Origin of the sequence: Streptomyces sp. NPDC053750 (assembly GCF_044544295.1) — a bacterium.
Classification (GTDB): domain Bacteria; phylum Actinomycetota; class Actinomycetes; order Streptomycetales; family Streptomycetaceae; genus Streptomyces.
Genome location: NZ_JBITXB010000002.1, coordinates 191,303 through 217,063, shown reverse-complemented (window position 1 = coordinate 217,063; position 25,761 = coordinate 191,303). Strand labels below are relative to the sequence as shown.

21 protein-coding genes and 1 pseudogene are annotated in these 25,761 nt (G+C 72.9%); 4 read left to right on the top strand and 18 right to left on the bottom strand.

Translation table 11 applies throughout. The features are described from left to right. Positions 1 to 45 precede the first annotated feature (45 nt). The gene (locus ACIGO6_RS06350; protein ID WP_399872103.1) at positions 46 to 1,848 is read left to right on the top strand and encodes an amidase; all 1,803 of its coding nucleotides are present in this window, start codon (positions 46 to 48) and stop codon (positions 1,846 to 1,848) included. 9 nt (positions 1,849 to 1,857) lie between these two features. Here the strand turns inward: ACIGO6_RS06350 and ACIGO6_RS06345 are convergent, their stop codons facing one another. After that, positions 1,858 to 2,340, bottom strand: coding sequence for a GNAT family N-acetyltransferase (locus ACIGO6_RS06345; protein WP_399872102.1), 483 nt, complete (start codon positions 2,338 to 2,340; stop codon positions 1,858 to 1,860). Between the two features lie 57 nt (positions 2,341 to 2,397). Next, on the bottom strand, positions 2,398 to 2,574 hold the full coding sequence (locus ACIGO6_RS06340; protein WP_399872099.1) for a hypothetical protein: 177 nt from the start codon (positions 2,572 to 2,574) through the stop codon (positions 2,398 to 2,400). Positions 2,575 to 3,045: 471 nt separating this feature from the next. Between ACIGO6_RS06340 and ACIGO6_RS06335 the strand changes: the two genes are divergently transcribed. Continuing rightward, positions 3,046 to 3,501 (top strand): hypothetical protein, encoded by a 456-nt coding sequence (locus ACIGO6_RS06335; RefSeq protein ID WP_399872096.1) that lies wholly within the window; start codon positions 3,046 to 3,048, stop codon positions 3,499 to 3,501. 77 nt (positions 3,502 to 3,578) lie between these two features. On the opposite strand, the gene ACIGO6_RS06330 is transcribed toward ACIGO6_RS06335, so the two are convergent. From ACIGO6_RS06330 to ACIGO6_RS06305, 6 genes are all read right to left on the bottom strand, one after another. Next, positions 3,579 to 5,081 carry an SDR family NAD(P)-dependent oxidoreductase gene (locus tag ACIGO6_RS06330; RefSeq protein WP_399872094.1) on the bottom strand — a complete coding sequence of 501 codons (1,503 nt, stop codon included), beginning with the start codon at positions 5,079 to 5,081 and terminating at the stop codon, positions 3,579 to 3,581. A gap of 106 nt (positions 5,082 to 5,187) precedes the next feature. Beyond that, positions 5,188 to 6,528: a wax ester/triacylglycerol synthase family O-acyltransferase gene (locus ACIGO6_RS06325; protein WP_399872091.1), complete on the bottom strand. Its 1,341-nt coding sequence runs from the start codon at positions 6,526 to 6,528 to the stop codon at positions 5,188 to 5,190. 258 nt (positions 6,529 to 6,786) lie between these two features. Next, the gene (locus tag ACIGO6_RS06320; protein ID WP_399872088.1) at positions 6,787 to 9,399 is read right to left on the bottom strand and encodes a PA14 domain-containing protein; all 2,613 of its coding nucleotides are present in this window, start codon (positions 9,397 to 9,399) and stop codon (positions 6,787 to 6,789) included. Between the two features lie 169 nt (positions 9,400 to 9,568). Then, positions 9,569 to 10,789, bottom strand: coding sequence for a glucose-1-phosphate adenylyltransferase (gene glgC / locus ACIGO6_RS06315; protein ID WP_399872087.1), 1,221 nt, complete (start codon positions 10,787 to 10,789; stop codon positions 9,569 to 9,571). 51 nt (positions 10,790 to 10,840) lie between these two features. Next, on the bottom strand, positions 10,841 to 12,043 hold the full coding sequence (gene glgA, locus ACIGO6_RS06310; RefSeq protein WP_399873579.1) for a glycogen synthase: 1,203 nt from the start codon (positions 12,041 to 12,043) through the stop codon (positions 10,841 to 10,843). A 38-nt stretch (positions 12,044 to 12,081) separates the two neighbouring features. Further along, a complete protein-coding gene (locus tag ACIGO6_RS06305) occupies positions 12,082 to 12,921 on the bottom strand; it encodes a (2Fe-2S)-binding protein (protein WP_399872084.1) in 840 nt (279 codons plus the stop codon). Between the two features lie 228 nt (positions 12,922 to 13,149). On the opposite strand from ACIGO6_RS06305, the gene ACIGO6_RS06300 reads away from it, so the two are divergent. After that, complete coding sequence (locus ACIGO6_RS06300) at positions 13,150 to 14,265, top strand: DMT family transporter (RefSeq protein ID WP_399872082.1); 1,116 nt, start codon at positions 13,150 to 13,152, stop codon at positions 14,263 to 14,265. On the opposite strand, the gene ACIGO6_RS06295 is transcribed toward ACIGO6_RS06300, so the two are convergent. Then, on the bottom strand, positions 14,255 to 15,607 hold the full coding sequence (locus tag ACIGO6_RS06295; protein WP_399872080.1) for a transglycosylase family protein: 1,353 nt from the start codon (positions 15,605 to 15,607) through the stop codon (positions 14,255 to 14,257). The two genes, ACIGO6_RS06300 and ACIGO6_RS06295, sit on opposite strands and share 11 nt — an antisense overlap. 304 nt (positions 15,608 to 15,911) lie before the next feature. Between ACIGO6_RS06295 and gndA the strand changes: the two genes are divergently transcribed. Next, positions 15,912 to 17,351: an NADP-dependent phosphogluconate dehydrogenase gene (gndA, locus tag ACIGO6_RS06290; RefSeq protein ID WP_399872078.1), complete on the top strand. Its 1,440-nt coding sequence runs from the start codon at positions 15,912 to 15,914 to the stop codon at positions 17,349 to 17,351. Between the two features lie 697 nt (positions 17,352 to 18,048). On the opposite strand, the gene ACIGO6_RS06285 is transcribed toward gndA, so the two are convergent. The 9 genes and pseudogenes from ACIGO6_RS06285 to ACIGO6_RS06245 all read right to left on the bottom strand — a co-directional run bounded on the left by ACIGO6_RS06285 (position 18,049) and on the right by ACIGO6_RS06245 (position 25,666). Further along, complete coding sequence (locus ACIGO6_RS06285) at positions 18,049 to 18,687, bottom strand: aspartate/glutamate racemase family protein (protein ID WP_399872076.1); 639 nt, start codon at positions 18,685 to 18,687, stop codon at positions 18,049 to 18,051. A gap of 45 nt (positions 18,688 to 18,732) precedes the next feature. Further along, positions 18,733 to 19,077, bottom strand: coding sequence for a GNAT family N-acetyltransferase (locus ACIGO6_RS06280; protein WP_399872073.1), 345 nt, complete (start codon positions 19,075 to 19,077; stop codon positions 18,733 to 18,735). Positions 19,078 to 19,117: 40 nt separating this feature from the next. After that, positions 19,118 to 19,537: an aspartate 1-decarboxylase gene (panD, locus tag ACIGO6_RS06275; protein WP_399872070.1), complete on the bottom strand. Its 420-nt coding sequence runs from the start codon at positions 19,535 to 19,537 to the stop codon at positions 19,118 to 19,120. A gap of 379 nt (positions 19,538 to 19,916) precedes the next feature. After that, positions 19,917 to 20,426, bottom strand: a complete 510-nt coding sequence (locus ACIGO6_RS06270; protein ID WP_399872068.1) for a copper chaperone PCu(A)C — start codon at positions 20,424 to 20,426, stop codon at positions 19,917 to 19,919. Next, a complete protein-coding gene (locus ACIGO6_RS06265) occupies positions 20,423 to 22,588 on the bottom strand; it encodes a heavy metal translocating P-type ATPase (RefSeq protein ID WP_399872066.1) in 2,166 nt (721 codons plus the stop codon). Before ACIGO6_RS06265 ends, ACIGO6_RS06270 begins: the two co-directional genes overlap by 4 nt. 13 nt (positions 22,589 to 22,601) lie before the next feature. After that, positions 22,602 to 23,093: pseudogene (locus ACIGO6_RS06260) on the bottom strand (sigma-70 family RNA polymerase sigma factor); the annotation flags it as partial. Positions 23,094 to 23,245: 152 nt separating this feature from the next. Beyond that, positions 23,246 to 23,989: a hypothetical protein gene (locus ACIGO6_RS06255; protein WP_399872064.1), complete on the bottom strand. Its 744-nt coding sequence runs from the start codon at positions 23,987 to 23,989 to the stop codon at positions 23,246 to 23,248. Between the two features lie 139 nt (positions 23,990 to 24,128). Next, positions 24,129 to 24,770 (bottom strand): sigma-70 family RNA polymerase sigma factor, encoded by a 642-nt coding sequence (locus ACIGO6_RS06250; protein ID WP_399872061.1) that lies wholly within the window; start codon positions 24,768 to 24,770, stop codon positions 24,129 to 24,131. Between the two features lie 191 nt (positions 24,771 to 24,961). Then, positions 24,962 to 25,666 (bottom strand): hypothetical protein, encoded by a 705-nt coding sequence (locus ACIGO6_RS06245; protein ID WP_399872058.1) that lies wholly within the window; start codon positions 25,664 to 25,666, stop codon positions 24,962 to 24,964. Between the last annotated feature and the right edge of the window lie 95 nt (positions 25,667 to 25,761).

Genomic DNA, 25,761 nt, shown 5'->3' with positions numbered 1-25,761 from the left:
CGTACTCGCCAGTAATCCCGTCTCGCGCATCCCGAGGAGTTCTCCGTGACCGACTGGGCCGGCCGGACCGCCACCGAGATCGCCGCCGCCGTACGCGAGAAGCGGGCCACGCCCCGCGAGGTGGTGGCAGAGCATCTCGCCCTGATAGAGCGGCTCGACGGCCGCGTCGGCGCCTTCCGGACGGTGCGGGCCGAGGCGGCGCTCGCCGAGGCCGACGAGGTGGGCGCCCGGGGTGATCTGGCCGAACTGCCACTGGCGGGCGTGCCGGTGGCGGTCAAGGACAATCTCGCGGTGCGCGGCGAGTCCGTCCGGTGCGGCTCCGACGCGACGCCGGACACGCCCGCCGACGCGGACCACGTCACCGTGGCCCGGCTGCGGGCGGCCGGCGCGGTGGTGGTGGGGCTGACGAACGTGCCCGAGCTGTGCGTGTTCGGCACCACCGAGGGCGTGCACGGCACCGCCCGCAATCCGTGGGACCCGGCCCGGACGGCGGGCGGTTCGTCGGGGGGCAGCGCCGCCGCGGTCGCCGCCGGCCTGGTGCCGATCGCGCTGGGCAACGACGGCATGGGCTCGCTGCGCATACCGGCGGCCAACTGCGGTGTGGTCACCGTCAAGCCGGGCCACGGCGTGGTCCCGGCGGGCATCGGCGAGGGCGACTGGTTCGGCATGTCGGAGAACGGCCCCCTGGCCACGACGGTCGCCGACGCCCGCCTGATGCTCGCGGTCCTGGCGGGCGACCCCACGGGCGGTCGCGCCGGCGGCCTCCCGGGCGACCGCACGGCGAACCTCACGGACGACCGCACCGGCGTCCTCTCCGGCGGACCTACTGGCGGTCGCACGGGCGGCCTCCCCGGCGACCGCACCACCGAACTCCCGGGCGGCCTCGCGGGCGACCGTACGACCGATCACACGGGCGACCGCGCCGGCGTCCTCTCCGGCGGACCTACTGGCGGTCGCACGGGCGGCCTCCCGGGCGACCGCACCGCCGATCTCGCCGGCGGCCTCGCGGGCGACCGCACCACCGAACTCCCGGGCGGCCTCGCGGGCGGCCGCACGACCGATCACACGGGCGACCGCACCGGCGTCCTCTCCGGCGGACCTACTGGCGGTCGCACGGGCGGCCTCCCGGGCGACCGCACCGCCGATCTCGCCGGCGGCCTCGCGGGCGGCCGCACGGCCGTTCTCGCTGCCGGGGTGCCGCGGCGTCGGCGCAGCCTCGGCGCGCTCCGCGTCGCCGTCTCCCTGCGCAGTCCCCTGGCCGGTGTCCCCGTGTCCCGCCCCTACGCGAACGCCGTCCGCGAGGCGGCCGGGGTGCTGATGAAGGCGGGGCACCAGGTGCGGCGGGCCGACCCGCCCTACCCGGCGTCGCTGAGCCTGACCGCCCTGACCCACTGGACGGCCGGTACGCACGTGGACGCACGGGACCTGGACCGGCGGCGGCTGGCCAGGCGCACCCGGGTGCACGCGGCCCTCGGGCGGCCGTTCGTGCGCACGGTGGCCGCCGGCACGGGCCGGGAGCGGCTGCGCCGGCGCCTGGAGCCGTTCTTCACGGAGTACGACGTCCTGCTCACCCCGGCGCTGGCCCGCCGCTCCCCCGAGGCGGGGCCCTGGCACGAGCGCGGCTGGCTGCGCAACGTGGCGGCCAACTCGGCGTACTCGCCCTTCACCCCGCCGTGGAACCTCACCGGCTGGCCCGCGATGGCGGTGCCGTTCGGCACGCTGCCCTCGGGCGCCCCCAGTGCCGTACAACTCGTCGGGCGCCCGGGGTCGGAGGCGGCGCTGCTGGAGCTGGCGGAGCGGATCGAGGCGCTGCGCCCGTGGCGGCGGACGGCGCCTCCGCCGGCGTGAGCAACACCCCTAAAGCGCGCGGTACATGATGTGCAGGCCCACCCGCCCGTGCCGCGGGTGCTCGTAGGCGTCGGGCACGGTGCCCAGGACGGTGAAGCCGAGGGAGGTCCAGAGCTTCACCGCCGGGTTGGTCTCGACGACGGCGTTGAAGACCATGCCCCGGTATCCGTCGGCCCTGGCGGCGGCCAGCACGTGCTCGGCGAGCGCCCGGCCGGTGCCGCGGCCCGCCCGCTCCGGGTCGACCATGAAGCCGGCGTTGGCGATACCGGCGGCGGGACCACCGTAGTTGGGGGTGACGTACGCGGAGGCGACGACGGCCCCGGTGTCGTCCTGGACGACGTAGACCCGCTTGGCGGGGTTCATCCACAGGGCCCGCGCGTCTTCCTCGGAGGTGTCCGGGTCCCAGGCGTAGGTCTCGCCGGCGGCGACGATGCGGTGCCAGAAGGGCCAGATCTGCGGCCAGTCGTCGGCCGTCGCTTCCCTGATCAGCATGGGCGTGAGTCTCGCACGCCCATGCGTCCGGCGGACGGGAGGGGGCGGCCCGGCGGGTCAGTCCACGCTGGGCAGGATGTGGGGCTCGGCGAGGTCGTCCTCGTAGCCCGCGAGGCGGATGGGAGCGGACCGGGCCCACACGTCGAGGCTGCCGATCTCTCCGGGTCGGCGCCGCGTACGCTCGGCGCGTTCCCTGGGCCGTTGTTCGGGGTTCGTCGTCGTCTCCGGTGTCACCGCGCACTCCTTATGTGTCGGGTCACCCTCGGGGCCTGTCGGCCAGTCTCCTGTCCGGCACCCGGCGCCCGCTCGGGTGTGAGTCGAATGCAGTTCGGACGCGGTGGCGCCGGCAACTCGTGCGAGAGCAGGCCGTTGTGAACCGGCTTGTCCCATGACGGACCTTGGGTGCGGGTAGTGCCCTGTGCTGTCGTCCGTCCGCTCCAGATTAACCAAATGAGCGGGGGTGCGCTCTATGGGGCTCAAAACATGGGGTAACCATTGCCCTTCACTCCGTGCACAATTAATCCCAGTCTGCGCAGGTATGCCGGGTTTCGCATCGCGGCCGACCACCCGTTCGGCCCACACGTTCGAGCACACCTTCGAATAACGGCGGCAATGGGTTGCGCAGTTAAGTTGCCGTTGGCCGCGACGCAAGCCGGCCATGGTCTGCTGCCCGTCACAACGGCTGTCTCGTGGGAGGACCGAGGCATGGAACTGCGCAGCGTCGAGGAGCTGATGGACCTGCTGTACGCCTGCCGGGGCGCGCGGCCGAACGCGGGACCGGCCGCGGGGCGCGGCGACGGGCCCGTCGATCCGCACGGGCACGCGCTGCGGACCGCGGCGCTGCTGCGCCGGCGCCGCCCGGCCGACAAGGAGCTCCAGGTGGCCGGACTCGTCTCGCCCGTGGGCCGGCTCCTGTGGCCCGGCGACCCGGCGGGCCGCACCGGCGCGGTGGTGCGGCCCCTGCTCGGCGCGCGCGTCGCCCACCTGGTGCGCCACCACGCCGACCCGGAGGCACGGGCCTTCGACAACGACCTGCTCAGCCTGCGACAGGCGTACGACGAGGCCCGCACGACGGACTTCGACGCGGGGGTCCTGGAGGACTGGCGCACGGTACTGGAGCTGACGGCGGCGCGTAACTCACGGCTGGGCGCCGTCGACTGAGACGCTCCGGGCGCGGTGGGCCCCGGTGCGCCGGTCGTGCGTGCCTCGTGACTACCGCCGCCCGCCCGGTGTCCCCGTCACCACTTGCCGGGCGCGTAGTCCTTGAGGAAGACGCCGTACAGGTCCTCGCCCGCCTCGCCGCGCACGACCGGGTCGTAGACGCGGGCGGCGCCGTCGACCAGGTCGAGCGGGGCGTGGAAGCCGGCCTCGGCCAGGCGCAGCTTGTCGTAGTGGGGACGCTCGTCGGTGATCCAGCCGGTGTCGACGGAGGTCATCAGGATGCGGTCGGTGTCGAACATCTCCTGGGCACTGGTCCGCGTCACCATGTTCATCGCGGCCTTGGCCGCGTTGGTGTTCGGGTGGCCCGCGCCCTTGTAGCCGCGGGCGAACACGCCCTCCATCGCCGAGACGTTGACGACGTAGGCCCGCCCCGAGGCGGCCCGGCGCGCGGCCTGAGCCATCGCCGGGCGCAGCTTGCTGATGAGGATGAAGGGCGAGGTGTAGTTGCACAGCTGGGTCTCGAGCAGCTCGACCGGGGAGATCTGCTCGATGGTCTGGACCCAGGTGTTGGTGTCGACGACGTCGGGGACCAGGCCGCCCGCATCGATCGCGGTGCCCTCGCGGTGGCGGACCACACTGGCGTTGCCGGCGACCAGGGCGAGGTCCGCCACCTTCTGCGCGTCGAGCCCCGAGGTGCCGACGGGCAGCGCGGCGAGGCCGTCGACCGCGCCGGAGTTGAAGGCGCCGATGACGTGGTGGGCGGGCAGTTCGCCGGCCGGCAGCGGGGCGCTCTCGCCCTCGACGAGCGCGGCGTACGCGGAGGGCAGTCGGCGTACGGTCTGGGTGGCGTTGTTGATCAGGATGTCCAGCGGGCCCTGCTCGGTGACCTGGTCGGCGAGGGCCACGGCCTGGGCCGGGTCGCGCAGGTCGATGCCGACGACCTCCAGGCGGTGGATCCACTCGGCGGAGTCGTCCATGGCCTTGAAGCGGCGGATGGCGTCCTTGGGGAAGCGAGTGGTGATCGTGGTGTGGGCGCCGTCGCGCAGCAGCCTGAGCGCGATGTACATGCCGATCTTGGCCCGGCCGCCGGTCAGCAGCGCCCGCTTGCCGGTGAGGTCGGCGCGGGCGTCGCGGCGGGCCCGGTTCTCGGCGGCGCAGTCCTGGCAGAGCTGGTGGTAGAAGTAGTCGACCTCGACGTACCGCTGCTTGCAGACGTAGCAGGAGCGGGGGCGCTGGAGTATCCCCGCGATCGTGCCCTCCTCCGTGCGGGAGGAGGGCAGGATGCCCTCGGTCTCGTCGTCGATGCGCTCGGCGGACCCGGTGGCGGTGGCCTCGGTGACCGCCTTGTCGTGGGCGGTCTTGGCGGCCCGGCGCTCCTGGCGGCGGCGCTGCTTGACCATGCGGTAGATGTGCGAGGTGGCCCGGCGGACCGCGATCGCGTCGGGGTGGTCGACGTCCAGCTCGTCGAGCTCCTCGAGCACGCCGAGGCAGACCGCGAGCCGCTCCGGGTCGATGCCGGGGCCGAACGCGGAGGCGGTCACCTCGTCCGTGGTCGCCGAGCCGTCCTGTGTCACCGTCATCGCCGCTGCCGTTCCCTAATTCACCCGCGCGGCGCTCCGGGACGCGACCGCTTTCGAACAGCGGATTTTACTTCAGCGGCGGGCCGGGTCGCCAAACCCGACGGGGTCAGGGACCGCAGGCGGTGAGCAATGTCTCCACCTCCTCGGACAGGGCCTGGGCGAACCGGTCGAGGTCCGGCACCGCCTCCGCGTCGGCGACCAGGCCGTAGTGGACCTGCCCGCGGTAGGTCGAGACGGCCACCGCCAGGGAGTGGCCGCGGGCCAGCGGCGCCAGCGGGTAGACCTCGGTGAGCGGGTGGCCGCCGAGCCGCAGGCCGAGGCTGGGCAGGGGCACGCTGGTGACCAGGATGTCGAACCAGAGCCGGGCGGCCTGACCGACCAGCGGACCGCCGAGCCGGTGGCCGAGGGCCGGCACGTGGTCGGCGAGCAGGGCGACGGCACCGGCGCCGCGGCCGGGCCCGGCGTCCTTGTTGCGGTCCATGGCGGCGCGGACCGTGCCGAGGCGGGAGAGCGGGTCGGGGTCGCCGACCGGAAGCCGTATCAGGTAGCCGGAGAGCCGGTTGCCCTGTGGGTGGGCGGTGCGCGGTCGGCGCTTGGAGACGGGGATCAGCGCGCGGGGTGCGACGCCCTCGCTGCCGTCGCCGCGCTCGTCCAGCCAGTGGCGCAGGGCGCCGGCGACGACCGCGATCAGGACGTCGTTGACGGTGCCGCCGACCGACTTGCGCACGCGGTGGACGTCGTCGAGGTCGACGGCCACGCCCGCGGTGCGGCGGGTACCGGAGGACGCGGCGGTGAGCGCGGCGGAGGAGCGTACGTCGAGGGTGGACAGGGCCGCGGCGGCGCCGATGTCGAGGGCCCGGCCCGCGTCGGACAGGGCTCCGCGCAGCCTGGCCGGCAGTCCGCGCACGTCCGGGACGAGCCCGCGCCGCGGCACCTCGGGGCGGGGCCGGGGTGCGGGCAGGTCCATCGGGTCGAGGACGCCCGCGGCGAGGGTCAGCGCCCGCAGGCCGTCGGCCAGCGCGTGGTGGAACTTGAACAGCACGGCGAAGGAGTCGCCCTCGGCGCCCGGCAGCACGTGCGCCTCCCACGGCGGCCGGCCGCGCTCCAGCGGGCGTTCCATGAGCCGGCCCGCGCGGGCGTGGAAGTCCGTCGTCGGGGCGTGCAGCCGGACGTGGTCGAGCGGGTCGAAGTGGGGATCGGGCTCGCGGGTCGCGCCGCCGAACGCGAACGGCCGCCGCAGGTCGAACGGTGGCTGCCAGACGTCGCGGATCCGCATCCGCAGTCCCGGCACCGCGGGGGCACGGGCCGCCAGCAGGTCAGCGGCGTGGGCGCCCGCGGTGGGCGAGCGCGCCGAGAAGACCCCGAGCGCGGCGAGGTGCATGGGGTGCTCGGCGGACTCGATGTTCCAGAACGCCAGGTCGAGGGGAGCGAGCGGATCGGAAGTCAACGGCTTGCCTCGCAAGGACGACGGGTGGACAAGCAGTCAATCGCCCTCCGACGATTACGGTCAAGTACGATCAAGCTACGGACAGTTAACAGCAGATTAAAGTCCCGCCCCTGCGAAAGGGGCGGGACTCATGGGGCACCTGTGGTGATGTCGGCGGCGGCGGCGCCGACGGCGCCGGGCTGCCCCACCCGGACGGCTGCGGGCCGACCGTGGGTCCTTACGACCGGATGGAGCAGGACCGCCGCGTCACCCGGGTGCTCAGGCGGCCGGGCACCCCGCCGGGGTGGGCAGGGACGCGTCGCGGATCAGGGCCTCGTGGGCGGCCTTCACCCGCTCGACGTCCGGCTTGAGGACCTTGCGGTCGTAGGTCGTCAGGCCGTTCAGCTCGCCCTCGACGTCCGAGATCTGGGTGTAGACGGCGCCGTTGCTGCCCCGGCAGACCAGCGCGCGCACCTCGTCGAGCTTGGTGAGGTAGTCGTCCGTGTACGTCTGGGGGTCGACGTCGACGTACGACTGCTGCACGGACCAGGCGTGTCCGGGCACCGCGAGGCCGAGCCCGCCGTACTCGCCCGTGACCAGGGCGCGTTCGCCGTCCGGGGCGGGCGGCAGGGCGGGGCTCGGGTAGCCGTGCTCGTCCATGATGTCGCCGGCGCCGCCGTCGGCCCCGAGGTTCAGGCCCGACTGGTTGTTGACGAGGCGGGTCGGGTCCCAGGCCTGGGCCTGTTCGGCGACGCGCTTGATGTCGTACTGGCCCCAGCCCTCGTTGAAGGTGACCCACATGATGATCGACGGGCTGCTGATGTGCTCGTCGATCATCTCCTTCATCTCCCGCTCGTACTCGGCGCGGGCGGCGGCGCTCGGGTTCTTCCCGGCGGTCATCGCGGGCATGTCCTGCCACACCAGCAGGCCCAGCCTGTCGGCCCAGTAGAACCAGCGGTCGGGCTCGACCTTGATGTGCTTGCGCACGGAGTTGAAGCCGAGCTGCTTGTGCAGCTTCAGGTCGTGGGCGAGGGCCTCGTCGGTGGGCGCGGTGTGCAGACCGTCCGGCCAGAAGCCCTGGTCGAGGGTGGCCATCAGGAAGACCGGTTCGCCGTTGAGGACCGTGCGCGGCACGCCGTCGACCTTCTCGACGGCGATGGAACGCATCCCGAAGTAGCTCTCGACGCGGTCGTGTCCGACGGTGACCCTGAGGTCGTACAGGAAGGGGTCGTCGGGCGACCACAGGCGCGGGTTGTGGATCCTCAGGGTCAGCGGCTGCCCGGTGCGTCCGCTCACCGAGGCGACCTTGCGGTCACCGGCGTAGGCCGTCGCGCTGATCCGTACGCCGTCGCGCACGCCCTTCGGCTCGACGGTCAGCGCGCTCGCATCGACGTCCGGGGTCAGCTTGAGGGAGTCGACGTGGTCCCGGGCGACCGGCTCCATCCAGACGGTCTGCCAGATGCCGGAGCTGGGCGTGTACCAGATGCCGCTCGGGTCCAGGCGCTGCTTGCCGATCGGCGGGTTCTCACCGTTCGCCGCGTCGGTCGGGTCGTAGACGCCGACGATCAGCTCCTGGGTGCGGCCCGGCTTCAGCGCGTCGGTGATGTCGGCGCTGAACCTGTCGTAACCGCCCTTGTGTTCGGCGACCTTGGTGCCGTTGACGTACACCTCGGACTGCCAGTCGACGGCGCCGAAGTTGAGCTTGAGGCGCTGTCCGGAGCCGATGTGCCAGTCGCGGGGCACGGTGAAGGTGCGGCGGTACCACATGCGGTCCTCGTGCCGCTGGATGCCGGAGAGCTGGGACTCCACCGGGTACGGGACGAGGATGCGCTCCTTCAGGTTCTTGCCGACCGGCGGCTGCTCGCCGGCCTCGGCGGCGGCGAACTGCCAGCGACCGTTGAGGTTCTGCCAGTCGTCGCGCGTCAACTGCGGGCGCGGGTACTCCGGGAGGGCGTTGTCCGGGCCCACCTCGTCGGCCCACGGGGTGCTGAGCTCGTAGGTGGACTTGTTGCCGCCGCTGCTCCAGAAGGGGTTGACAACGTTGCCCTCGGCGTCGGTGAGGCCGCCTTCACCGTCGTAGCGGACGTCGGCGGTGCCGGGGGCGTCGCCGTTCTTGTTGCCGACGACGGGTTCGTCGAGGGCGACGAGGAGGGCGGTGGGGTCGGCGGGGTCGACCGTGGCCTCGCCCAGCGGCCATTCGGCGCCGCCGATCACCGCTTCGAGGTGGTCGGTGAGGCCGGCGGGGGCCGCGGCGAGCGGGTTCGCGAAGTCCAGCCTGAGGGTGCGGCCGGTGGCCTCCACGGTGGTCGCCGTCGCGCCGTCGTAGTCGAAGCCGTCGGGCAGGCGGAACGCCGACTGCGGGACGGGCTCCTTGCTGCCGCCCGGCTCGGTCCAGCGCAGGTGGAGGTTGGAGCCCCCGTAGTGCTCGAAGTACTCGAGCTTGATGTCGTAGGACTGGCCGGCCGTCAGCTCGATGGGCTGGGCGGTCTGTTCGCGGTCCCAGTCGTCGACCCAGTGGTCGATGGCGAGCCGGCCGTCGATCCAGAGGCGGAAGCCGTTGTCGCCGATGATCGAGAAGGTGTGGGCGCCGGTCTTCTCCGGCACCAGCTTGCCGGTCCAGCGGACGCTGACGTCGTCGGACTGTCCGGTGGCGAAGTTCAGCCGCGGCTCCAGGGTGTTGAAGTCGAGCTGCGGATCGAAGCCGGTGGCCTTCAGTTCGTGGAAGTCGAAGGCGCCGGGGGCGGACTGGGTGTAGTACTCGCCCTTCAGGCCGTGGATCTCCGCGCCGTCGTCGTCGGCCGCGCTCGCGTTCGGCACGGCGGCGAGTCCGGCGACGCCGAGTGCGGCGGCGAGCAGTAATGCCAGTCGGTCTCTGAGTCGTTTGGTGCGCACTGACCCTCTCCTCGAGAACGGGTGGTGGCTCTGGTTGCTCAGGACATCGATGTCATACATCGATGTAACGCAGCGGTGCAGAGGCATGACAACACGGATTCCGCTTGGCGTCCAGGGACATGACAACGGCCCCGGGCGCACCGCGCGTCCCGGGACCGCCACCCGTCCGTCACGGCACCCGCTGCCCCTTGCCCAGCGCGATCACGCCGCCCTTGGAGACGGTGTACAACTCGGCGTCCCGCTCCGGGTTGACGCCGATCGTCGCGCCCGGCGGCACGTCGACGTTCTTGTCCAGCACCGCCCCGCGCACGACCGCGCCCCGGCCGATGTGCACGTTGTCGTGCAGCACCGAGCCCTGGACGACCGCGCCCGGGTCCACCACCACCCCCGGCGAGAGCACGGACCGCGTGACCTGCCCGCGGATCAGGCAGCCCGCGCTGATGATCGACTCACTGGCCATGCCGCCGGCGTTGAAACGGGCCGGGGACAGCTGGGTGGAGTGGGTGTAGACGGGCCAGTCCCGGTTGTACAGGTTGAACGCGGGGCGCTCTGCGATGAGGTCCATGTGGGCGTCGTAGTAGGCGTCGAGGGTGCCGACGTCCCGCCAGTAGCCCTGGTCCCGGCTGGTCTCCCCCGGCACGTGGTTGGCGCTGAAGTCGTACAGCGCGGCCTCGCCCCGGTCGGTGAGCTGGGGCAGGATCGAGCCGCCCATGTCGTGCACCGAGTTCCGGTCCTCGGCGTCCCGGTGCAGGGCCTCCACGAGGGACTTGGTGGTGAAGAGGTAGTTGCCCATCGAGGCGAAGACGCACCCGGGGTCGTCGGCCAGTCCTGGCGGGTCGGCGGGCTTCTCCAGGAACCCGCTGACGGTCTGGCCGTCGGACCCCGGGGTGATCACACCGAACGACGACGACTCGGCGCGCGGCACGCGTATCCCGGCCACGGTCACGCCCGCGCCGGACTCGATGTGCTGGGTGAGCATCTGGCGCGGGTCCATGCGGTACACGTGGTCGGCGCCGAACACCGCGACGTACTCGGGCTGCTCGTCGTGCACCAGGTTCAGGGACTGCAGGATCGCGTCGGCGCTGCCGAGGTACCAGCGGGGACCGAGCCGCTGCTGGGCGGGGACGGGGGTGACGTAGTTGCCGAGCAGGCTGGACATCCGCCAGGTGGTGGTGATGTGCCGGTCCAACGAGTGCGACTTGTACTGGGTGAGGACGCAGATCCGCAGGATGTCGCCGTTGACCAGGTTGGACAGTACGAAATCGACGAGCCGGTAGGTGCCGCCGAACGTGACCGCGGGTTTGGCGCGGTCCGCGGTCAGGGGCATCAGGCGCTTGCCCTCTCCGCCCGCCAGCACGATGCCGAGCACCGAAGGACCTCCACGACGCATGGCCGCTCCCCTCACCCTCGTTCACCCTCGGCCGCCCCTGGGCGGGACGGTCTAAGCCTGTTTGAGGATCTCCTCGTAGAGCCGGACCGTACGGCGGGCCACCGCGTCCCACCCGAACTCGTCCATCGCGCGCTCCCGGCCCGCCTCGCCCATCCGCCGGGCGGCCTCCGGGTCGCCGAGGACCGCGTCCAGCGCCCGGGTGAGGCCCGCCTCGAAATCGCGGTCCTCGTGATCCTCGTGGCCGCCGTGGACCCCGTGGTCGGTCCCGCTGGCGTTCCTGGGGACGAGTACCCCCGTTTCGCCGTCCGCCACGACCTCCGGGATGCCGCCGACCCGGGAGGCGACGACGGGCGTACCGCAGGCCATCGCCTCCAGGTTGACGATGCCGAGGGGCTCGTACACGGAGGGGCAGACGAAGACGGCGGCGTGGGTCAGCAACTGGATCACCTCCGGGCGCGGCAGCATGCTCGGGATCCAGTGCACGCCCGCGCGGACGCGGCTCAGCTCGGCGAAGAGGTCGCGGAACTCCTGGTCGATCTCGGGGGTGTCCGGGGCGCCGGCGCACAGCACGACCTGCGCGGCCGGGTCGATGTCCCGCACCGCGCGCAGCAGGTGGGGCACGCCCTTCTGGCGGGTGATGCGGCCGACGAACAGGACGTACGGCCGGGAGCGGTCCAGGCCGATGCGGTCGAGGGCGTCGGTGCCGGGGTCGGGGCGGTAGAGCGTGGTGTCGATGCCGTTGTGCACGACGTGCACCCTGGCGGCGTCCAGCGCCGGGTAGCAGGTGAGGATGTCCTCCCGCATCGCGCCGGACACGGCGATCACCGCGTCGGCGGCCTCGACGGCGGTTCGCTCGGCCCAGCCGGAGAGGGCGTAGCCGCCGCCGAGCTGCTCGGCCTTCCAGGGGCGCAGCGGCTCCAGGGAGTGGGCGGTCACGACGTGCGGGATGCCGTGGAGCAGCTTGGCGAGGTGGCCGCCGAGATTGGCGTACCAGGTGTGCGAGTGGACCAGTTCGCGGCCTTCGAGGGCGGCGGTCATGGCGAGGTCGACGGAGAGGGTGCGCAGCGCGTCGTTGGCGCCGTCGAGCGCGGGCCAGGGGCGGTGGCGCAGTACGCCGTCCGCGCGGCCCTCGCCCCAGCAGTGCACGTCGAGGTCGACGAGGCGGGCGAGTTCCCGGGCGAGGAACTCGACGTGGACGCCCGCGCCGCCGTACACGTCCGGCGGGTACTCGCGGGTCAGCAGTCCCACACGCACCCGGAACCTCCCGTGCTCGGCGGCTGGTCCTTTCATGGTCACCTAGACGGGGCGCCCGGGGAAGAGCGCGGGGGGCGCGGAGAGGGAGGAGTCCACGGGGTGCGCGGAGACCGAGGCGGCCGGGTGAAGCAGCAGTCGCCGCAGACGCCCGCGCCGGGCGCCCGGTAGTACAGGCAGCAGCTGCGGCGGCGGAAGGCGGTGCCGGTTGCGGATCCGGGTGCGGGCGCGGGTGTTGTGACCGTGCCGGTTCCGGCGAGGAGGGGGTGGTCGAGCAGCTCCGCGGTGAGGGATCGCGCACGGGCGGCGGTGTCCGTACGACCGTGTCCGTGGGCCCAGCCCTCCAGTTGCCGGCCGGCACCGGCCAGCGCGGAGGCCGCGTTGCCCCACAGCAGCCCGGTTGCGACGCGGTGCCGGGCGTGGAGCGTCGCCGTCAGCGGGGTGAGATGGGCGCGGAGCACGACGTCGGCGATCGTGGGCGCGTCCGCGGGCAGGGGATGCACCTCGGTGAGCCACAGGTCGTCGGGAGCACCGGCGTCGGGGTCCCAGTGCAGCAGGCGCGGTGCGAGGTCGGGGACGCGGCCGTACAGGACGGCGCAGCCGAGCGTCACCGACCAGAGGCGGGCCGCGAGTCCCTGGTGGGCCACGGAGGCGGCGACACGGGTCTCGGGGGTGCGGAGGGCGGCGCCGACCTTCCGGACGCGGAAGGCGAGGGGGTCCTCGTGAACATCCGGTGCCCCGGCCTCGTGCCCCGCGTCCCGGTGTCCGGCGGCGTGCACGTGTGCGAGGGTGGGCAGCGGTCGGGGCGGGGGCTGCGACGCGTGCAGGACGAAGAAGCCGCCGAGCGGGCGGAGGGCGGCGAGGGCACGGTCGAGGTCCACGGAGAGCAGTAGTATCAAGTCCCCTAGGGGCCGCGGGTCGGGGGTCGAGTACCGAAGTAGCCCACCCTGGGGAGGACGGCGCCGCCGTCGTACTCCATCGGTAGTAGGACCCAATGAGTGCTCAGGGACGACGACGGGAAGCCCCCGGGACGGCATCGTGTTCTTCATGGAAGACGACCGTTCGCCGCGTCGGCCCGAGGGCCCCCGCCTCACGCAGAGGAGCAGCCGATGAGCGCCCTCGCGTTGTCCGTGCTCCTCTCGCTCGTCTCCGCCGTGGCGTACGCCGGCGGGGCGATCGTGCAGGAACAGGTGGCGGCGTCCTCCCCGGGTGCTCAGTACGCTCCGCTGCGCCGGCCGGGCTGGTGGGCGGCGGTCGGGCTCAACGGTCTCGGTGGCCTGCTGCACGTCGTGGCCCTCGCCCTCGGCCCGCTGAGCCTGGTGCAGCCGCTGGGCGCGCTGACCATCGTGTTCGCGCTGCCCATGGCGGCGCTGTTCGTGGGCCGCAGGGCCGGTGCGACGGCCTGGCGGGGCGCGCTGATGGCGACGGTCGGTCTCGCGGGTCTGCTGTCCCTGGTCGGCGCGTCCGACGCGCAGTCGCTGGACACGGCGCAGCGGGTCGGGGCGGCCGCCGTCACGGGTGGTGTGGTCGTGGCGCTGATGATCGCCGGCCGGGCCGCGCACCGGCACCCGGCGGTGCGCAGCATCCTGCTGGCGACCGCCTCCGGCATCGCCTTCGGCATGTCCTCGGTGTTCACGAAGACGGTCGCGGTCGACTGGGCCGGCGGTGTGTCGGCCGCCGACGTGCCCTCCCTCGCCGTGATCGGCGTACTGGCCACGGCCGGCATGCTGCTGTCCCAGGCCTCCTACCGGGGCGCCGGTCTCGCCGCCCCGCTGGCCACGCTGACGGTGGTGAACCCGGTGGTGGCCGCCGTGGTCGGCATCACGATGTTCGGCGAATCCTTCCGCTACGGCACGACCGGCACCGTCCTCGCCCTGGGCTGCGGCGTGGTGGCCGCGGGCGGGCTGATCCTGCTGACGACGGAGCGGATCGCACGGGAGTCCGCCGAGGCGGTCGAGCCGCGGACGCCCCAGCCGTCCGGCAAGGTCTTCGTGCCGTCCCCGGCGTCCGCCTCGCCGTCCGTCTCACCGGTCGGCTCGCCCCCTGCTGCCCTGGGCACCGTACCCGCCGAGGACGGGGTCGACGAGAGGTACGAGGCCTGTACACCGGTGGGGTGCGTGACGGGGGCGCTCCCCTGCGCCACGCTGCCCTACGATCCGCTCTTCGGCGGCCCGTTCGCCGCACCGCCCCTGCTCGACCGGCACCGGGTGCGGATCAGATCCTGACCCCGCCGGCCCGCAGATACGCCAGCGGGTCGACGTCCGAGCCGAAACCGGGCCCCGTCCGCACCTCGAAGTGCAGATGCGGGCCCGTACTGTTTCCGGTGGAACCCGAGCGGCCGATGCGCTGTCCGGCGCTCACCGACTGGCCGTCCTTCACGGAGATCGCCGAGAGGTGCGCGTACTGGGAGTAGCGGCCGTCGTCGTGCCGGACCACCACCTCGTACCCGTACGAGTCGCCCCAGCCGGCGCTGACGACCCGGCCCGCCGCGACCGACTTGACCGAGGTGCCGGTGGGGACGGGGAAGTCGACGCCGGTGTGGTAGCCCTTCGACCAGGAGGAGCCCGCCTGGTGGTACGGCGTGCCGGTGGGGGCGTCGACGGGGGCGGTGACGGCCTGGCCTGTCGTGGCCTTCTGCGTCTTGGCGGTCTTGGTGGTCTTGTCGGCCTTGGTCTTGCCGGTCGTGGCCTTGCCGGACTTGGTCTTGCCGGTCGTGGCCTTGTCGTCCTTGCCGGCGTCGTCGGTCTTGGCCTTGCTCCTGTCGCGGTCCGGAGACGGCTTCTTCGGCGTCGCCGTCCTGGCCTTCCCGGACTGCTTCGTCCCGGCGCGGGGGCTCGCGTCGGCGGTCTCGCCGCGCAGTGACAGCCGCTGGCCCGGCAGGATCAGGTCGGGGTCCGCTCCGATCCGGGTGCGGTTGGCGTCGTACAGCCCCTGCCAGCCGCCCCGCACCTGCTGGCTGTCGGCGATGCCGGACAGGGTGTCACCGGTGACCACCGTGTACATCCGGGCCTGCCCGGCCCGGGACTGCGGCGTGGTCTGGGGCTGGACGTCCTGCACCGAGCCGGACGCCCTGCCGGACTTCGCGGTCGACCTGTCGGACTTCGCGGACGGCTTGTCGGCGGACTTCCGGGTCTTCCCCCCAGCCGTCTTCTCCGCGCCCCCTGCCGGATGTACGTCGGGGGCGGCGCCGCCCCGGGTCAGTCCGGCCCGTTCGGAACACACGGGCCAGGCGCCCGGACCCTGCTCGTCGAGCACCTTCTCCGCGACGGCGATCTGCTGGTCCTTGGTGGCCAGGTCCGCACGCGGCGCGTACTCGGTGCCGCCGAACGCCTCCCAGGTCGACCGGGTGAACTGCAACCCGCCGTAGTAGCCGTTGCCGGTGTTGATGTCCCAGTCGTTCGTGGACTCGCAGGCGGCGACCTTGTCCCAGGTCTCCACGTCGGCCGCCTGGGCGGTGCCGGTGCCGACGAGCGGGAGGGCCAGTCCGGCGCCCCCCGCGGTGACGGTGAGTGAGGCGCGGTTGATCCTGTTCGGCTGATACCGGCGGTGCCGGCCGCGTACGGCCATGAAATCCCCCTCGACATTGCGTCAGGAGGGGCAAAAGTAAGCGCTGCGAACAGGCCATGACAAGACGGCTATCGGTCGGTTGGTCACCCCAAGTGGCGCATACCGTCCGCCCGTTGGCCGGAAGCCCGCGACCGCACGCTGAGGCGCCGAGCCCCTTCCGTGCGTATGGGGGTGCGCCGGGTCAGGACATGCGACCGGCGTACCAGCACGTCACGATGGTCGAGCGGCAATACTGGCGGGCAGCAGCACCGGCACTCACCGGCACAGGGCACCACCGACACCAAGGTCACTAGGAGCCAACCCAATGAGCACTGCAGCGCAGATCGGCGTCACGGGTCTCGCGGTCATGGGCCGCAACCTCGCCCGCAACTTCGCCCGGAACGGCTACACGGTCGCGGTGCACAACCGGACCGCGTCGCGAACGCACGCGCTGGTGGAGGAGTTCGGGAGCGAGGGCGACTTCGTCGCGACCGAGACCGCCAAGGAGTTCGTGGCGGCGCTGGAACGGCCGCGGCGACTGGTGATCATGGTCAAGGCCGGTGACCCCACCGACGCGGTGATCCAGGAGTTCGCCCCGCTGCTGGAGCCCGGCGACATGATCATCGACGGGGGCAACGCCCACTTCGCGGACACCCGACGCCGGGAGCGCGAACTGCGCGAGCAGGGCATCCACTTCGTGGGTACCGGCATCTCCGGCGGCGAGGAGGGCGCTTTGCACGGCCCGAGCATCATGCCGGGCGGCTCGAAGGAGTCGTACGACTCGCTCGGCCCGATGCTGGAGAAGATCGCCGCGAAGGCGGCGGACGGCGCACCGTGTGTGACCCATGTCGGCCCCGACGGCGCCGGTCATTTCGTGAAGATGGTGCACAACGGCATCGAGTACGCCGACATGCAGCTGATCGGCGAGGCGTACCAGCTGCTGCGCGATGTCGCCGGGTACTCCCCCGCGCAGATCGCGGACATCTTCCGCACCTGGAACACCGGCCGCCTGGACTCGTACCTGATCGAGATCACGGCGGAGGTGCTGTCGCACGTGGACGGGGCGACGGACAAGCCGTTCGTGGACGTGGTGGTCGACCAGGCGGAACAGAAGGGCACGGGCCGCTGGACGGTGCAGATCGCGCTGGACCTGGGCGTGCCGGTGTCCGGCATCGCGGAGGCCGTCTTCGCCCGTTCCCTGTCCGGACACGCGGCGCTGCGGGACGCCTCGCGCGGGCTGGCGGGGCCCAAGGCGTCACCGCTGGGCGAGGCGGATGCGGGCGCCTTCGCCGACCGGGTGGAGCAGGCGCTGTACGCGTCGAAGATCGTCTCGTACACGCAGGGCTTCCACGAGATCGCGGCGGGCAGCGAGGAGTACGGCTGGGACATCGACCTGGGTGCGGTCTCCTCGATCTGGCGCGGCGGCTGCATCATCCGCGCCGCCTTCCTCGACCGCATTCGTGCCGCGTACGACGCCCGGGCCGATCTGCCGAGTCTGCTGTCGGACGAGACGTTCGCGCAGGAGATCGCCGACGCCCAGGACGACTGGCGCGAGGTCCTGGTCGCCGCGACCCGGCAGGGCGTACCGACGCCCGGCTTCGCCGCGGCCCTCGCCTACTACGACGCCCTGCGCGCCGAGCGGCTGCCGGCCGCGCTGACGCAGGGGCAGCGGGACTTCTTCGGGGCGCACACGTACCGGCGGACCGACCGGGACGGGGCGTTCCACACGCTGTGGGGCGGGGACCGGTCGGAGGTCACCGCGTAGCTCAGGTGAGCGGCGGCCCCGGTTCCGGGTTGGGTACCGGCTCCGGCCCCGGCGGGATCGGCGACGGGGAGGGCTCGGGAGGACCCGGGTGCGGGGGTGGTGCCGGGATCGGGCCGGGGCCCGGTGGCTGCGGTGTGGGTTCCGGACCGGGGCCCGGGGGCGGAGGTGGCGGTGTGGGGCCCGGACCGGGAGGCGGCGCCGGCGGCGGGACCGGGTCCGGGTGCGGCTGAGGGGGCTCCGGGTCCGGGCCGGGGGTGGGTCCCGGGGTGGGCCCGGGCGGTACGGGATCCGGATACGGGTTCGTCATGGCGGTGTCCTCCGGCCAGTCGGTCGACATCGGCTCTGGACTTGTCCCCCGCCTACCCGACGGCCGCGTCTCCAGTCACCCCCGAGCATGAACTGCGGGGTCCGGGTGGGTGAGGAAGGCGCGGGGACCGGGTGGCCCCGCCGGAGCCGCCGAGCCGTCACAGCCACCGAGCCGTCGGAGCCCTCGCAGCCGCCGGGGCCACCGAGCCTCCGGAACTCTCGTAGTCCCCGGAGCCCCCGGAGCCGCCGGAGCCGCCGGAGCCGCCGGAGCGAGCGGAGCGAGCGGAGCCCTCGGAACGAGCGGCACACGCCGGGCCTGGCGGGACACCAGCCGGGAGGACGAACGGCACCCGCCGGGCGGCGCAACGACACCCGCCCGCCGACCGAGCCGCTACCCGAGGCGCGCTGCGTCCGCCCCGGCGGCCAGTCCCGGCGCGGGGCTGGCCAGCACGGGGACGGGGCCGTCGGCCAGCTCCCGGGCCGGCGCCATGGAGGCCTGGGCGAGAACGATCGCGTCGGCATCACTGACGGCACGTGCCGCGGCGGCCACCAGCCGCAGATAGCCCTCCGTGTCGCCGGCCTCGAACCGCGGCCAGGCTCCGTCGACGAGGCGGGTCCGTACCTCCACGGGGCGTCCGGCGCGCCGGGCCTCCTCGCCGATCAGTGCCGCCGTCGGCGCGAGCGTGCTCTCCAGGGCGGCGAGGACGACGACGCGCGGTCCGGCGGCCACCGCGGCGGCGGCCATCGGCCGGTCGACCCGCAACACCGGCACCCCGACCCCGTCGGAGGCCGCCTCGGCGACACCGCCGATGGTCGAGCAGGTGCACAGCACGGCCCGCGCCCCGTCGGCGACGGCCTGTCGCAACACCTCCCGGACCTGGTCCGTCACCGCCTCCGGCCCCTCGAGCCGCGCCCGCTCCAGCAGCCCGGCGTCGACGTGGTGCCGCAACTCCAGACCGGGGTGCGCCTCGTCGCGCAGGGCGTCGAAGACCGGGACGTGGACGGGCGAGGTGTGCAACAGCGCGAGCACGCGCGCCCCTTCCCTCTTCGTCGTCTCTTCGTCGTCTCTTCGTCGTCAGAACCGCTCGGGATGCGCCACGAGCCACTCCTTCGCCGCACGCAGCAGCTCGGGACCGGCCGCGGGCGCCTCGTCCGGATGACGCTCGGCCCACTTGACGACGTACGGGCACAGCGGGGCGACGACGACGCCCTCGCGCCGCGCGACGGCGTACAGCTCACGCGCCAGCGAGCCCGCGATGCCCTTGCCCTCGTGGGCGGGCTCGACGATGGTGTGCACGGGGACGAGGGCACGCTCGGGGGTGTCCAGCACGAAGTACTCGATACGACCGACGACCTCGCCGGCACCGATCGCCTCCAGCCGGCCTGCCGTCCGGTCGTCACGGATCTCGATGTCGCTCACGGCCACGCTCCTCGTCCCCACGGATCAGCAGGTCAGTACGTCAGGCCGACACGGCCTGCGGGCTGCGTTCCTGGTCCGAGCCCGGCACCGGCTCGGACGGGTCGCCGCCCAGGGCGACGATACGGTTGTCGCCGTCCACATGCACGACCCGGGGCCGCAGCGACCGCGCCTCGGCGTCGGTGACCTGTGCATAGCTGATGATGATCACCAGGTCGCCGGGGTGGACGAGATGAGCGGCGGCCCCGTTGATCCCGACGACTCCGGACCCCCGCTCGCCCTCGATGACGTACGTCTCCAGCCGGGCGCCGTTGGTGATGTCCACGATGTGCACGAGCTCACCGGGCAACAGGTCGGCAGCGTCCAGCAGGTCGGCGTCGATGGTCACGGAGCCGACGTAGTGCAGGTCGGCCTGGGTGACGGTGGCACGGTGGATCTTGGACTTGAACAGAGTACGCAGCACTTTGGACTCCTAGAAGACGGCTCCCCGCCAGCTTTCTGCAGGTCAGGGGCGTCCTTCACTGTACACCGGCACTCGTCGCACTCGAGATTCAGGAGAACATCGACCCCACTCGGGTAAGAAGGCTCCTCGCCTGCGCTTCCGTCCGATCCGGACTGTCGCACCATGGCCGACCAGCCACCGACCCGAACCCCTGTCCCGGAATGCGTGCGGACTCATGCTGACCAGATGCTGACTTACCTGACGATGCGCCAGGCCCGCGACGCCCTGGTCCGCGCGGCCATCACCGAAGCCGGGTACGAGGTGGCCTATGCGGTCACCGACTGACAGCGCGTGGCGGAGCGCCGTACGCCCCACCGTGCTCCGCCGCGCGGCGGCGTCATCAGGACCCGGGCCGGACGACCACCGCCAGGACCTCCATTCGCCCGCTGTGCTCGAAGTGAAGGGTGAAGGGCACCAGGTCGCCCTCCGCCCAGCGTGCCGCGGCCGGGACAGTCACATCGCTGCCGTGCGGAGACATGTCGAGGGCGCCCCCGGCGGGGATGGACAGTGACTCCGTGGGCCAGCGGTACGCGGCGCCGCCGGCGGTCATCCGGTGGCTGCTGAGGGAGATGCCCTCGGTGACGTCGGACGAAGTCACCCCCACCAGCCGGTCCTGGGCGCCACCGGCGTTAATGATCTTGAAGAATGCTGCTGTCTCCGGCACTCCCCGCGACGGGAGGAAGAGCCGCGCGTCGGTGACACCGATGCGTGCGGGGGTGCCGGCGTTGCCCAGGGCGGTCCAGACTGCGAGACCGCCCAGGGCCAGCACACAGGCGCATACCGGTGCCAGAGCGGCCAGGGCGGTGTCCGCGAGTCGTCGCCGGGTGGGCATCCAGACGGAGGGTGTCATCGAAGGCTCCTCCCACGGGCAGGCGACGCGGACGGACGGCTGCGGGCCGGTGACGGCCGCCAGGCGCGCAGCCGCAGGCTGTTGCCGACCACGAGGAGTGAGCTGACGGACATCGCGGCGGCGGCCGGCATCGGGTTGAGCAGGCCGACCATGGCCAGGGGCACCGTCACGACGTTGTACCCGAAGGCCCACAGCAGGTTGACGCGGATCGTGGCCAGCGTGCTGCGGGAGAGGCGGACGGCGTCCGCGAGGGCGTCGATGTCTCCGCGGACCAGGGTGACGTCGGCGGCACCGATCGCCACGTCGGTGCCGGTGCCCATGGCGATGCCGAGGTCGGCCCCGGCCAGGGCGGCGGCGTCGTTGACTCCGTCGCCGACGACCGCGACCCGGTAGCCGTCTTCCCGTAGTTCGCGGACGAGCCGGGCCTTGTCCTCGGGGGTGCGGCGGGCGTGTACGTCGTCGATGCGCAGGGCGGTGGCGACGGCGCGGGCGGGTGCCTCACGGTCTCCGGTGGCCAGCACCGGCCGTACACCCAGACGCCGCAGCCGGTCCACCGCCCGGTAGCTGCCCGGCCGCAGTACGTCTCCGACCTCGACGAGCGCCTCGGTCACACCGTCGACGCGGACCACGACGGGCGTGTGGGCGGCCGTCTCGGCTGCGGACAGTGCGTCGTCCAGGGGTGCGGGCAGCTCGTCGTCCGGGGCCAGTACCTCCACGAGTAGTCCTTCGACGTTCCCGCGCACGCCGCGTCCCGGCAGTGCCGCGAAGCCGGTCACGTCCGGCAGCGTCCCGCCCAGTGTGGCGCGTCGGGCGTAGGCCGTGACGGCCTGGCCCAGCGGGTGCTCGGAGCCCTGTTCGACCGCGCCCGCGAGCCTGATCGCCTGTTCCTCGCCGATGCCGCCGGGTGCGGCCGTGACCCGGGCGACGCTCATGTGCCCGGAGGTCAGGGTGCCGGTCTTGTCGAGGACCACGGCGTCGATGTGCTGCAGCCCTTCCAGGGCCTGTGGGCCGCTGACCAGGACGCCCAGTTGGGCGCCACGGCCGGTGGCGGCCATCAGAGCGGTCGGGGTGGCGAGGCCGAGGGCGCAGGGGCAGGCGACGACCAGGACGGCCACGGAGGCGGTGATCGCGGCCTGCGGGTCGGCGCCCGCGCCGAGCCAGAAGCCGAGGACGGTGGCGGCCAGGGTGAGCACGACCGGTACGAAGACTCCGGCGACCTTGTCGGCGAGGCGCTGTGCCCGCGCCTTGCCTGCCTGCGCCTCGGTGACCAGGTGGGTGATGCGGGCCAGTCGGGTGTCGGCGCCGACCGCGGTGGCCCGCACCGCCAGCAGGCCGCCGACGTTCAGGGAGCCGCCGATCACGGCCGTGCCGGGAGCGACCTCGGCCGGTTCGCTCTCCCCGGTGACCAGGGAGAGGTCGACGGCCGAACTGCCTTCGACGACGGTGCCGTCGGTGGCTACGCGTTCTCCGGGCCGTACGACGAAGATCTGGCCGACCCGGAGGTCCTCTCTGGCGATGAGGCGCTCGCCCGTGTCGTCACGTACGGCGACCTCCTTGGCGGCCAGCTGCGCCAGTGAGCGCAGGGCCGCTCCGGTACCGCGCCGGGCCCTCGCTTCCAGGTACCGGCCCGCCAGGACGAACAGGGGGACGCCGACGGCGGCCTCCAGGTAGATGTGGGCGACGCCGTCCGATGCCGTCGGCACCAGGCTGAAGGGCATCCGCATGTCCGGGTCGCCGGCGCCGCCGCGGAACAGGGCGTAGGAGGACCAGGCGAAGGAGGCCACGACGCCCAGCGACACCAGGGTGTCCATGGTCGAGGTGGAGTGCCGCAGTGCCCGCGCCGCCCGCTGGTGGAAGGGCCAGGCACCCCAGACCACGACGGGCGCGGCGAGTACGAAGCACAGCCATTGCCAGTTGCGGAACTGCCAGGCGGGCACCATCGACAGAACGAGCACGGGGACGGCGAGCAGGACGGTGACCGTCAGCCGGTGGCGTTCCTGCTCCGTCTCCGTATCCTCGTCGTCGCCGTCCTCTCGGCGCCGCGCTTCGGGCGGTTCGGGCAGCGCGGCGGTGTATCCGGCCTGCTCGACGGCGGCGACGAGCTGCTCCGGGAGCACCTCGGGCGGATGGTGCACGCGGGCCCGCCCGGTGGCCAGGTTCACGCTCGCGGTGACGCCGTCCAGCCTGGCCAGCTTCTTCTCCGGCGTACGGCAGTCCGAGGAGCTGGGTCAGCACGAACGCCTCACGGCGGTCGCCTGGCAGGGAGTCGACCAGCTCCATGAGGGCGACGCCCTCGTCGAAGCCCGGGAGTCCCGTCGGCTGGGCGCGTTCGGCCGCGGCCTGCCAGTCGTCGGTCCAGGCCGTACGGGGACGGCAGGCGGCGTGGCGCAGGCTGTCGATGACGGTCCGGCGGGCGATCGACAGCAGCCAGGTCCGCGCCGAGGAACGCCCCTCGAACCGGGGCAGTGCCGTCAGGGCGCGCAGGAACGTGTCCTGGGTCAGGTCGTCCGCCGCCTGCGCGTCGTCGGCGAGGTACGTCACGTAGCGGCGTACGTCGCGTTGCAGTGCCCGGACGAAACGGTCGACCGCTTCGCTGTCGCCGTCGGCGGCGGCGAGCGCCCAGGCGGTGACCGTCTCGTCGGTCACGGTGGGCAGGGCAGGGGTCATGGTCCTGTGGTCCTTCCTTCAGTCCCGCGCGGACGGGCCGGGCACGGCACAGGTGCCGTCGGCGGTCGCACGGGTGTTGGGGAGATCCGGCCGCGGGGAAGCGCGGACGGGAGACCGCCGCCGTGTGGAAGGCGGTGGCGGTGATCCGGCTGTCAGACGACAGCGGTCTCCCCGGGAGGCCCCCGGGTGGTGAGGGCTTGGACGAGCAGGAGCTGCCGCAGGCGCCGCCTCGGCCGCGGAGCCGGCCGGAAGGAGGGCCGGGTGGAGGAGGGTGGGCAGAGCACGGCCAGTACCAGCCGCAGCGGTACGAACGCGCGGTCCGCGCAGGCGCGGAGCATCTTGAAGACCGCGGTTTCACCCTGGGCCAACCAGAGTCCGCACAGGACGGCGGCCAGCACGTGGGCGGCCAACATGCCCCAGGAGGACGAGCCGGCCAGGTGCGTCATGTCGTGGCCCGTCGACGCCATGCTGTGGGCGCCGTGAGGGGCCAGGTGATCCGTGGGGTGCAGCCCCGCCGCCACAGCGATGTCATAGGCCCGGGCAACCCGCTCGGGCGTGGGGGCCGCACCGCAGAGAAAGCGGTCGGCCCATTGCCGAAGGGACTGCGCGTCCCCCGGGGCCGTCGCCATAACCGGCCGGTTGCCGGACTGCGCGAGCGTGAAGGCGATGTGCAGGCAGGTCTGGACGACGACCGTCAGGCCGGCCACCGTACGGCGGCGGCGCTCGTGGGCCCCGAAGGCCCAGCCGACGGCACCGACCGCGAAGGTGCCGGAGAGGAGCACCCACCAGGGCAGCCCCTCCCCCGACATCAGCACGTGGCCGAGGGCGGCGAGCACCACGCAGACGGCCGCGAACACCGCGGCCCGCAGCACACGCAGAAACCCACCGGCGGACATGGCGCCCCATCCTGGCACCCGGCGGACGAACCGCTGACACCAGGGATACCCACCCGACCGGACCGCGGCCCGGAGCGAGTCCCGCACGGCCCGGTTGCGAGGCTCCCGGCGGTCGGCCCGAGCCGCTCAGGACACCCGGTCAGTCCGGAGCCCCCACCGGGTCGGCTCGTTCCGCCTCGTGCAGTAACTGCGTCAGCGCGGCACGGGCCCGGGCGACCCGGGAGCGGACCGTACCGATCGGGCAGCCGCTGAACTCGGCCGCCTCCGCGTAGGGAAGGCCGAGGAGTTGGGTGAGGACGAACGCCTCACGGCGTTCGGCGGGCAGCGCATCCAGCAGTTCGGCGAGAGCGATGCCGTCGTCGAAGCCGGGCAGACCGCGCTCCTGGGCGTGTTCGGCGGCGGCCTGCCAGTCGTCGGTGTCGGCGAGACGCGGCCGGGCGGACGCGTGCCGGTAACTGTCGATCACCGCGCGTCGGGCGATGGACAGCAGCCAGACGCGGGCGGAGGAGCGGCCCTCGAAACGGTGCAGGCTGCCCAGGGCCCGCAGGAAGGTGTCCTGAGCCAGGTCGTCGGCGGCCTGGGGGTCTGCGCCGAGATACCCGACGAAGTGCCGGACGTCTCTTTGGAGGGCGCGAACGAACTTCTCGACGGCTTCCGGGTCACCACCGCGGGCGGTGAGCGCCCAGGCCGTTATCAGCTCGTCGGCCGACTTGCGTTCCTCAGGTGTTCTCGTGGGGTGCGGAGTCCTGTCGCATGCGGCAGGAAGAGCGGGACTGATCACCTGGTGTCCTTTTCGGGGATCCGGAGGACCGGCACGCGGACATCCGGAGACCGGACCGGGCGGCTCGGGGCACACGGCGGATCCGGTGTGGGCAGGGGGTGGCAGGAGTACGCCTGTACTGCGGCGCACTCCTGGTGCCCGAAGCCGTTCGGGCGTGAGAGGCCCGGGACGGTGTCGGGGAACCGGCTGTCTCAGAGGACAGCGGTTCCCACGGGCGGACCCCGAGAAGTGATCGCGTACACCAGGAGCAGCCGGCATGGACTGCGGTCCGTGCGGCCACGGCGCAGGACGACGCCTGGGCGGCGCGGAGGTGCCGGGAGGGCGAGAAGCAGCCGCAGCGGGGCGGCCAGCCATCCGGCGACGGCCCGCAGGATACGGAAGGCCGCGCGTTCGCCGTGCGCGAGCCACAGGCCGCTCAGCAGCGCGGCCAGCAAGTGGGCGGCGAGCATGCCCGGGGAGGACATTTCGCCGCCCATGATGTGGCCGATTCCCGTCACCGGGTCCATGGCACCCGTCGGCTCCACGGCGGATCCGTCATGGGTCATGAAGTGCATGGCGTGACCGGTGTGCGCCGTGGAGGCCATGTGATGCGTGGACGGCGTGCCGTGAGCCGTACCGCCCGCGGACATCGACGACGTCGACAGTTCCTGCGCGTAGGAGAACCACTCGTGCAGTGCCGACTGAGCGGCCACCACGACGGAGGAGACGAGGAGGAGCCCGCGTTCCCGGCCGGCCAGGCACCACGCCGTCCCACCGCACGCGACCACCGCGACGGCGAGGGCCCACCAGGGCACGGATGCGCCCGACATCATGACGTGCCCCAGGGCGGCGAGCAGCACGCAGACGGCCGCGAACACCGCGGCCCGTGTCGTGCGGAGACCTCCCCCAGCACCCATGGCGGCTCATCCTTGCATTTCCGGCGCTCCGTCTTGAGCGAGTACGAGAAGTTCCCGGACCTGCGACTCAACCCGTCCCCGGTGATTCATGTCAC

Excerpts from the sequence above, each read along its gene's own strand:
- ACIGO6_RS06345 (WP_399872102.1), bottom strand. The coding sequence starts at position 2,340 with ATGCTGATCAGGGAAGCGACGGCCGACGACTGGCCGCAGATCTGGCCC.
- ACIGO6_RS06335 (WP_399872096.1), top strand. The coding sequence starts at position 3,046 with ATGGAACTGCGCAGCGTCGAGGAGCTGATGGACCTGCTGTACGCCTGC.
- ACIGO6_RS06330 (WP_399872094.1), bottom strand. The coding sequence starts at position 5,081 with ATGACGGTGACACAGGACGGCTCGGCGACCACGGACGAGGTGACCGCC.
- glgC (WP_399872087.1), bottom strand. The coding sequence starts at position 10,789 with ATGCGTCGTGGAGGTCCTTCGGTGCTCGGCATCGTGCTGGCGGGCGGA.
- ACIGO6_RS06300 (WP_399872082.1), top strand. The coding sequence starts at position 13,150 with ATGAGCGCCCTCGCGTTGTCCGTGCTCCTCTCGCTCGTCTCCGCCGTG.
- ACIGO6_RS06295 (WP_399872080.1), bottom strand. The coding sequence starts at position 15,607 with ATGGCCGTACGCGGCCGGCACCGCCGGTATCAGCCGAACAGGATCAAC.
- gndA (WP_399872078.1), top strand. The coding sequence starts at position 15,912 with ATGAGCACTGCAGCGCAGATCGGCGTCACGGGTCTCGCGGTCATGGGC.
- ACIGO6_RS06270 (WP_399872068.1), bottom strand. The coding sequence starts at position 20,426 with ATGACACCCTCCGTCTGGATGCCCACCCGGCGACGACTCGCGGACACC.
- ACIGO6_RS06255 (WP_399872064.1), bottom strand. The coding sequence starts at position 23,989 with ATGTCCGCCGGTGGGTTTCTGCGTGTGCTGCGGGCCGCGGTGTTCGCG.
- ACIGO6_RS06245 (WP_399872058.1), bottom strand. The coding sequence starts at position 25,666 with ATGGGTGCTGGGGGAGGTCTCCGCACGACACGGGCCGCGGTGTTCGCG.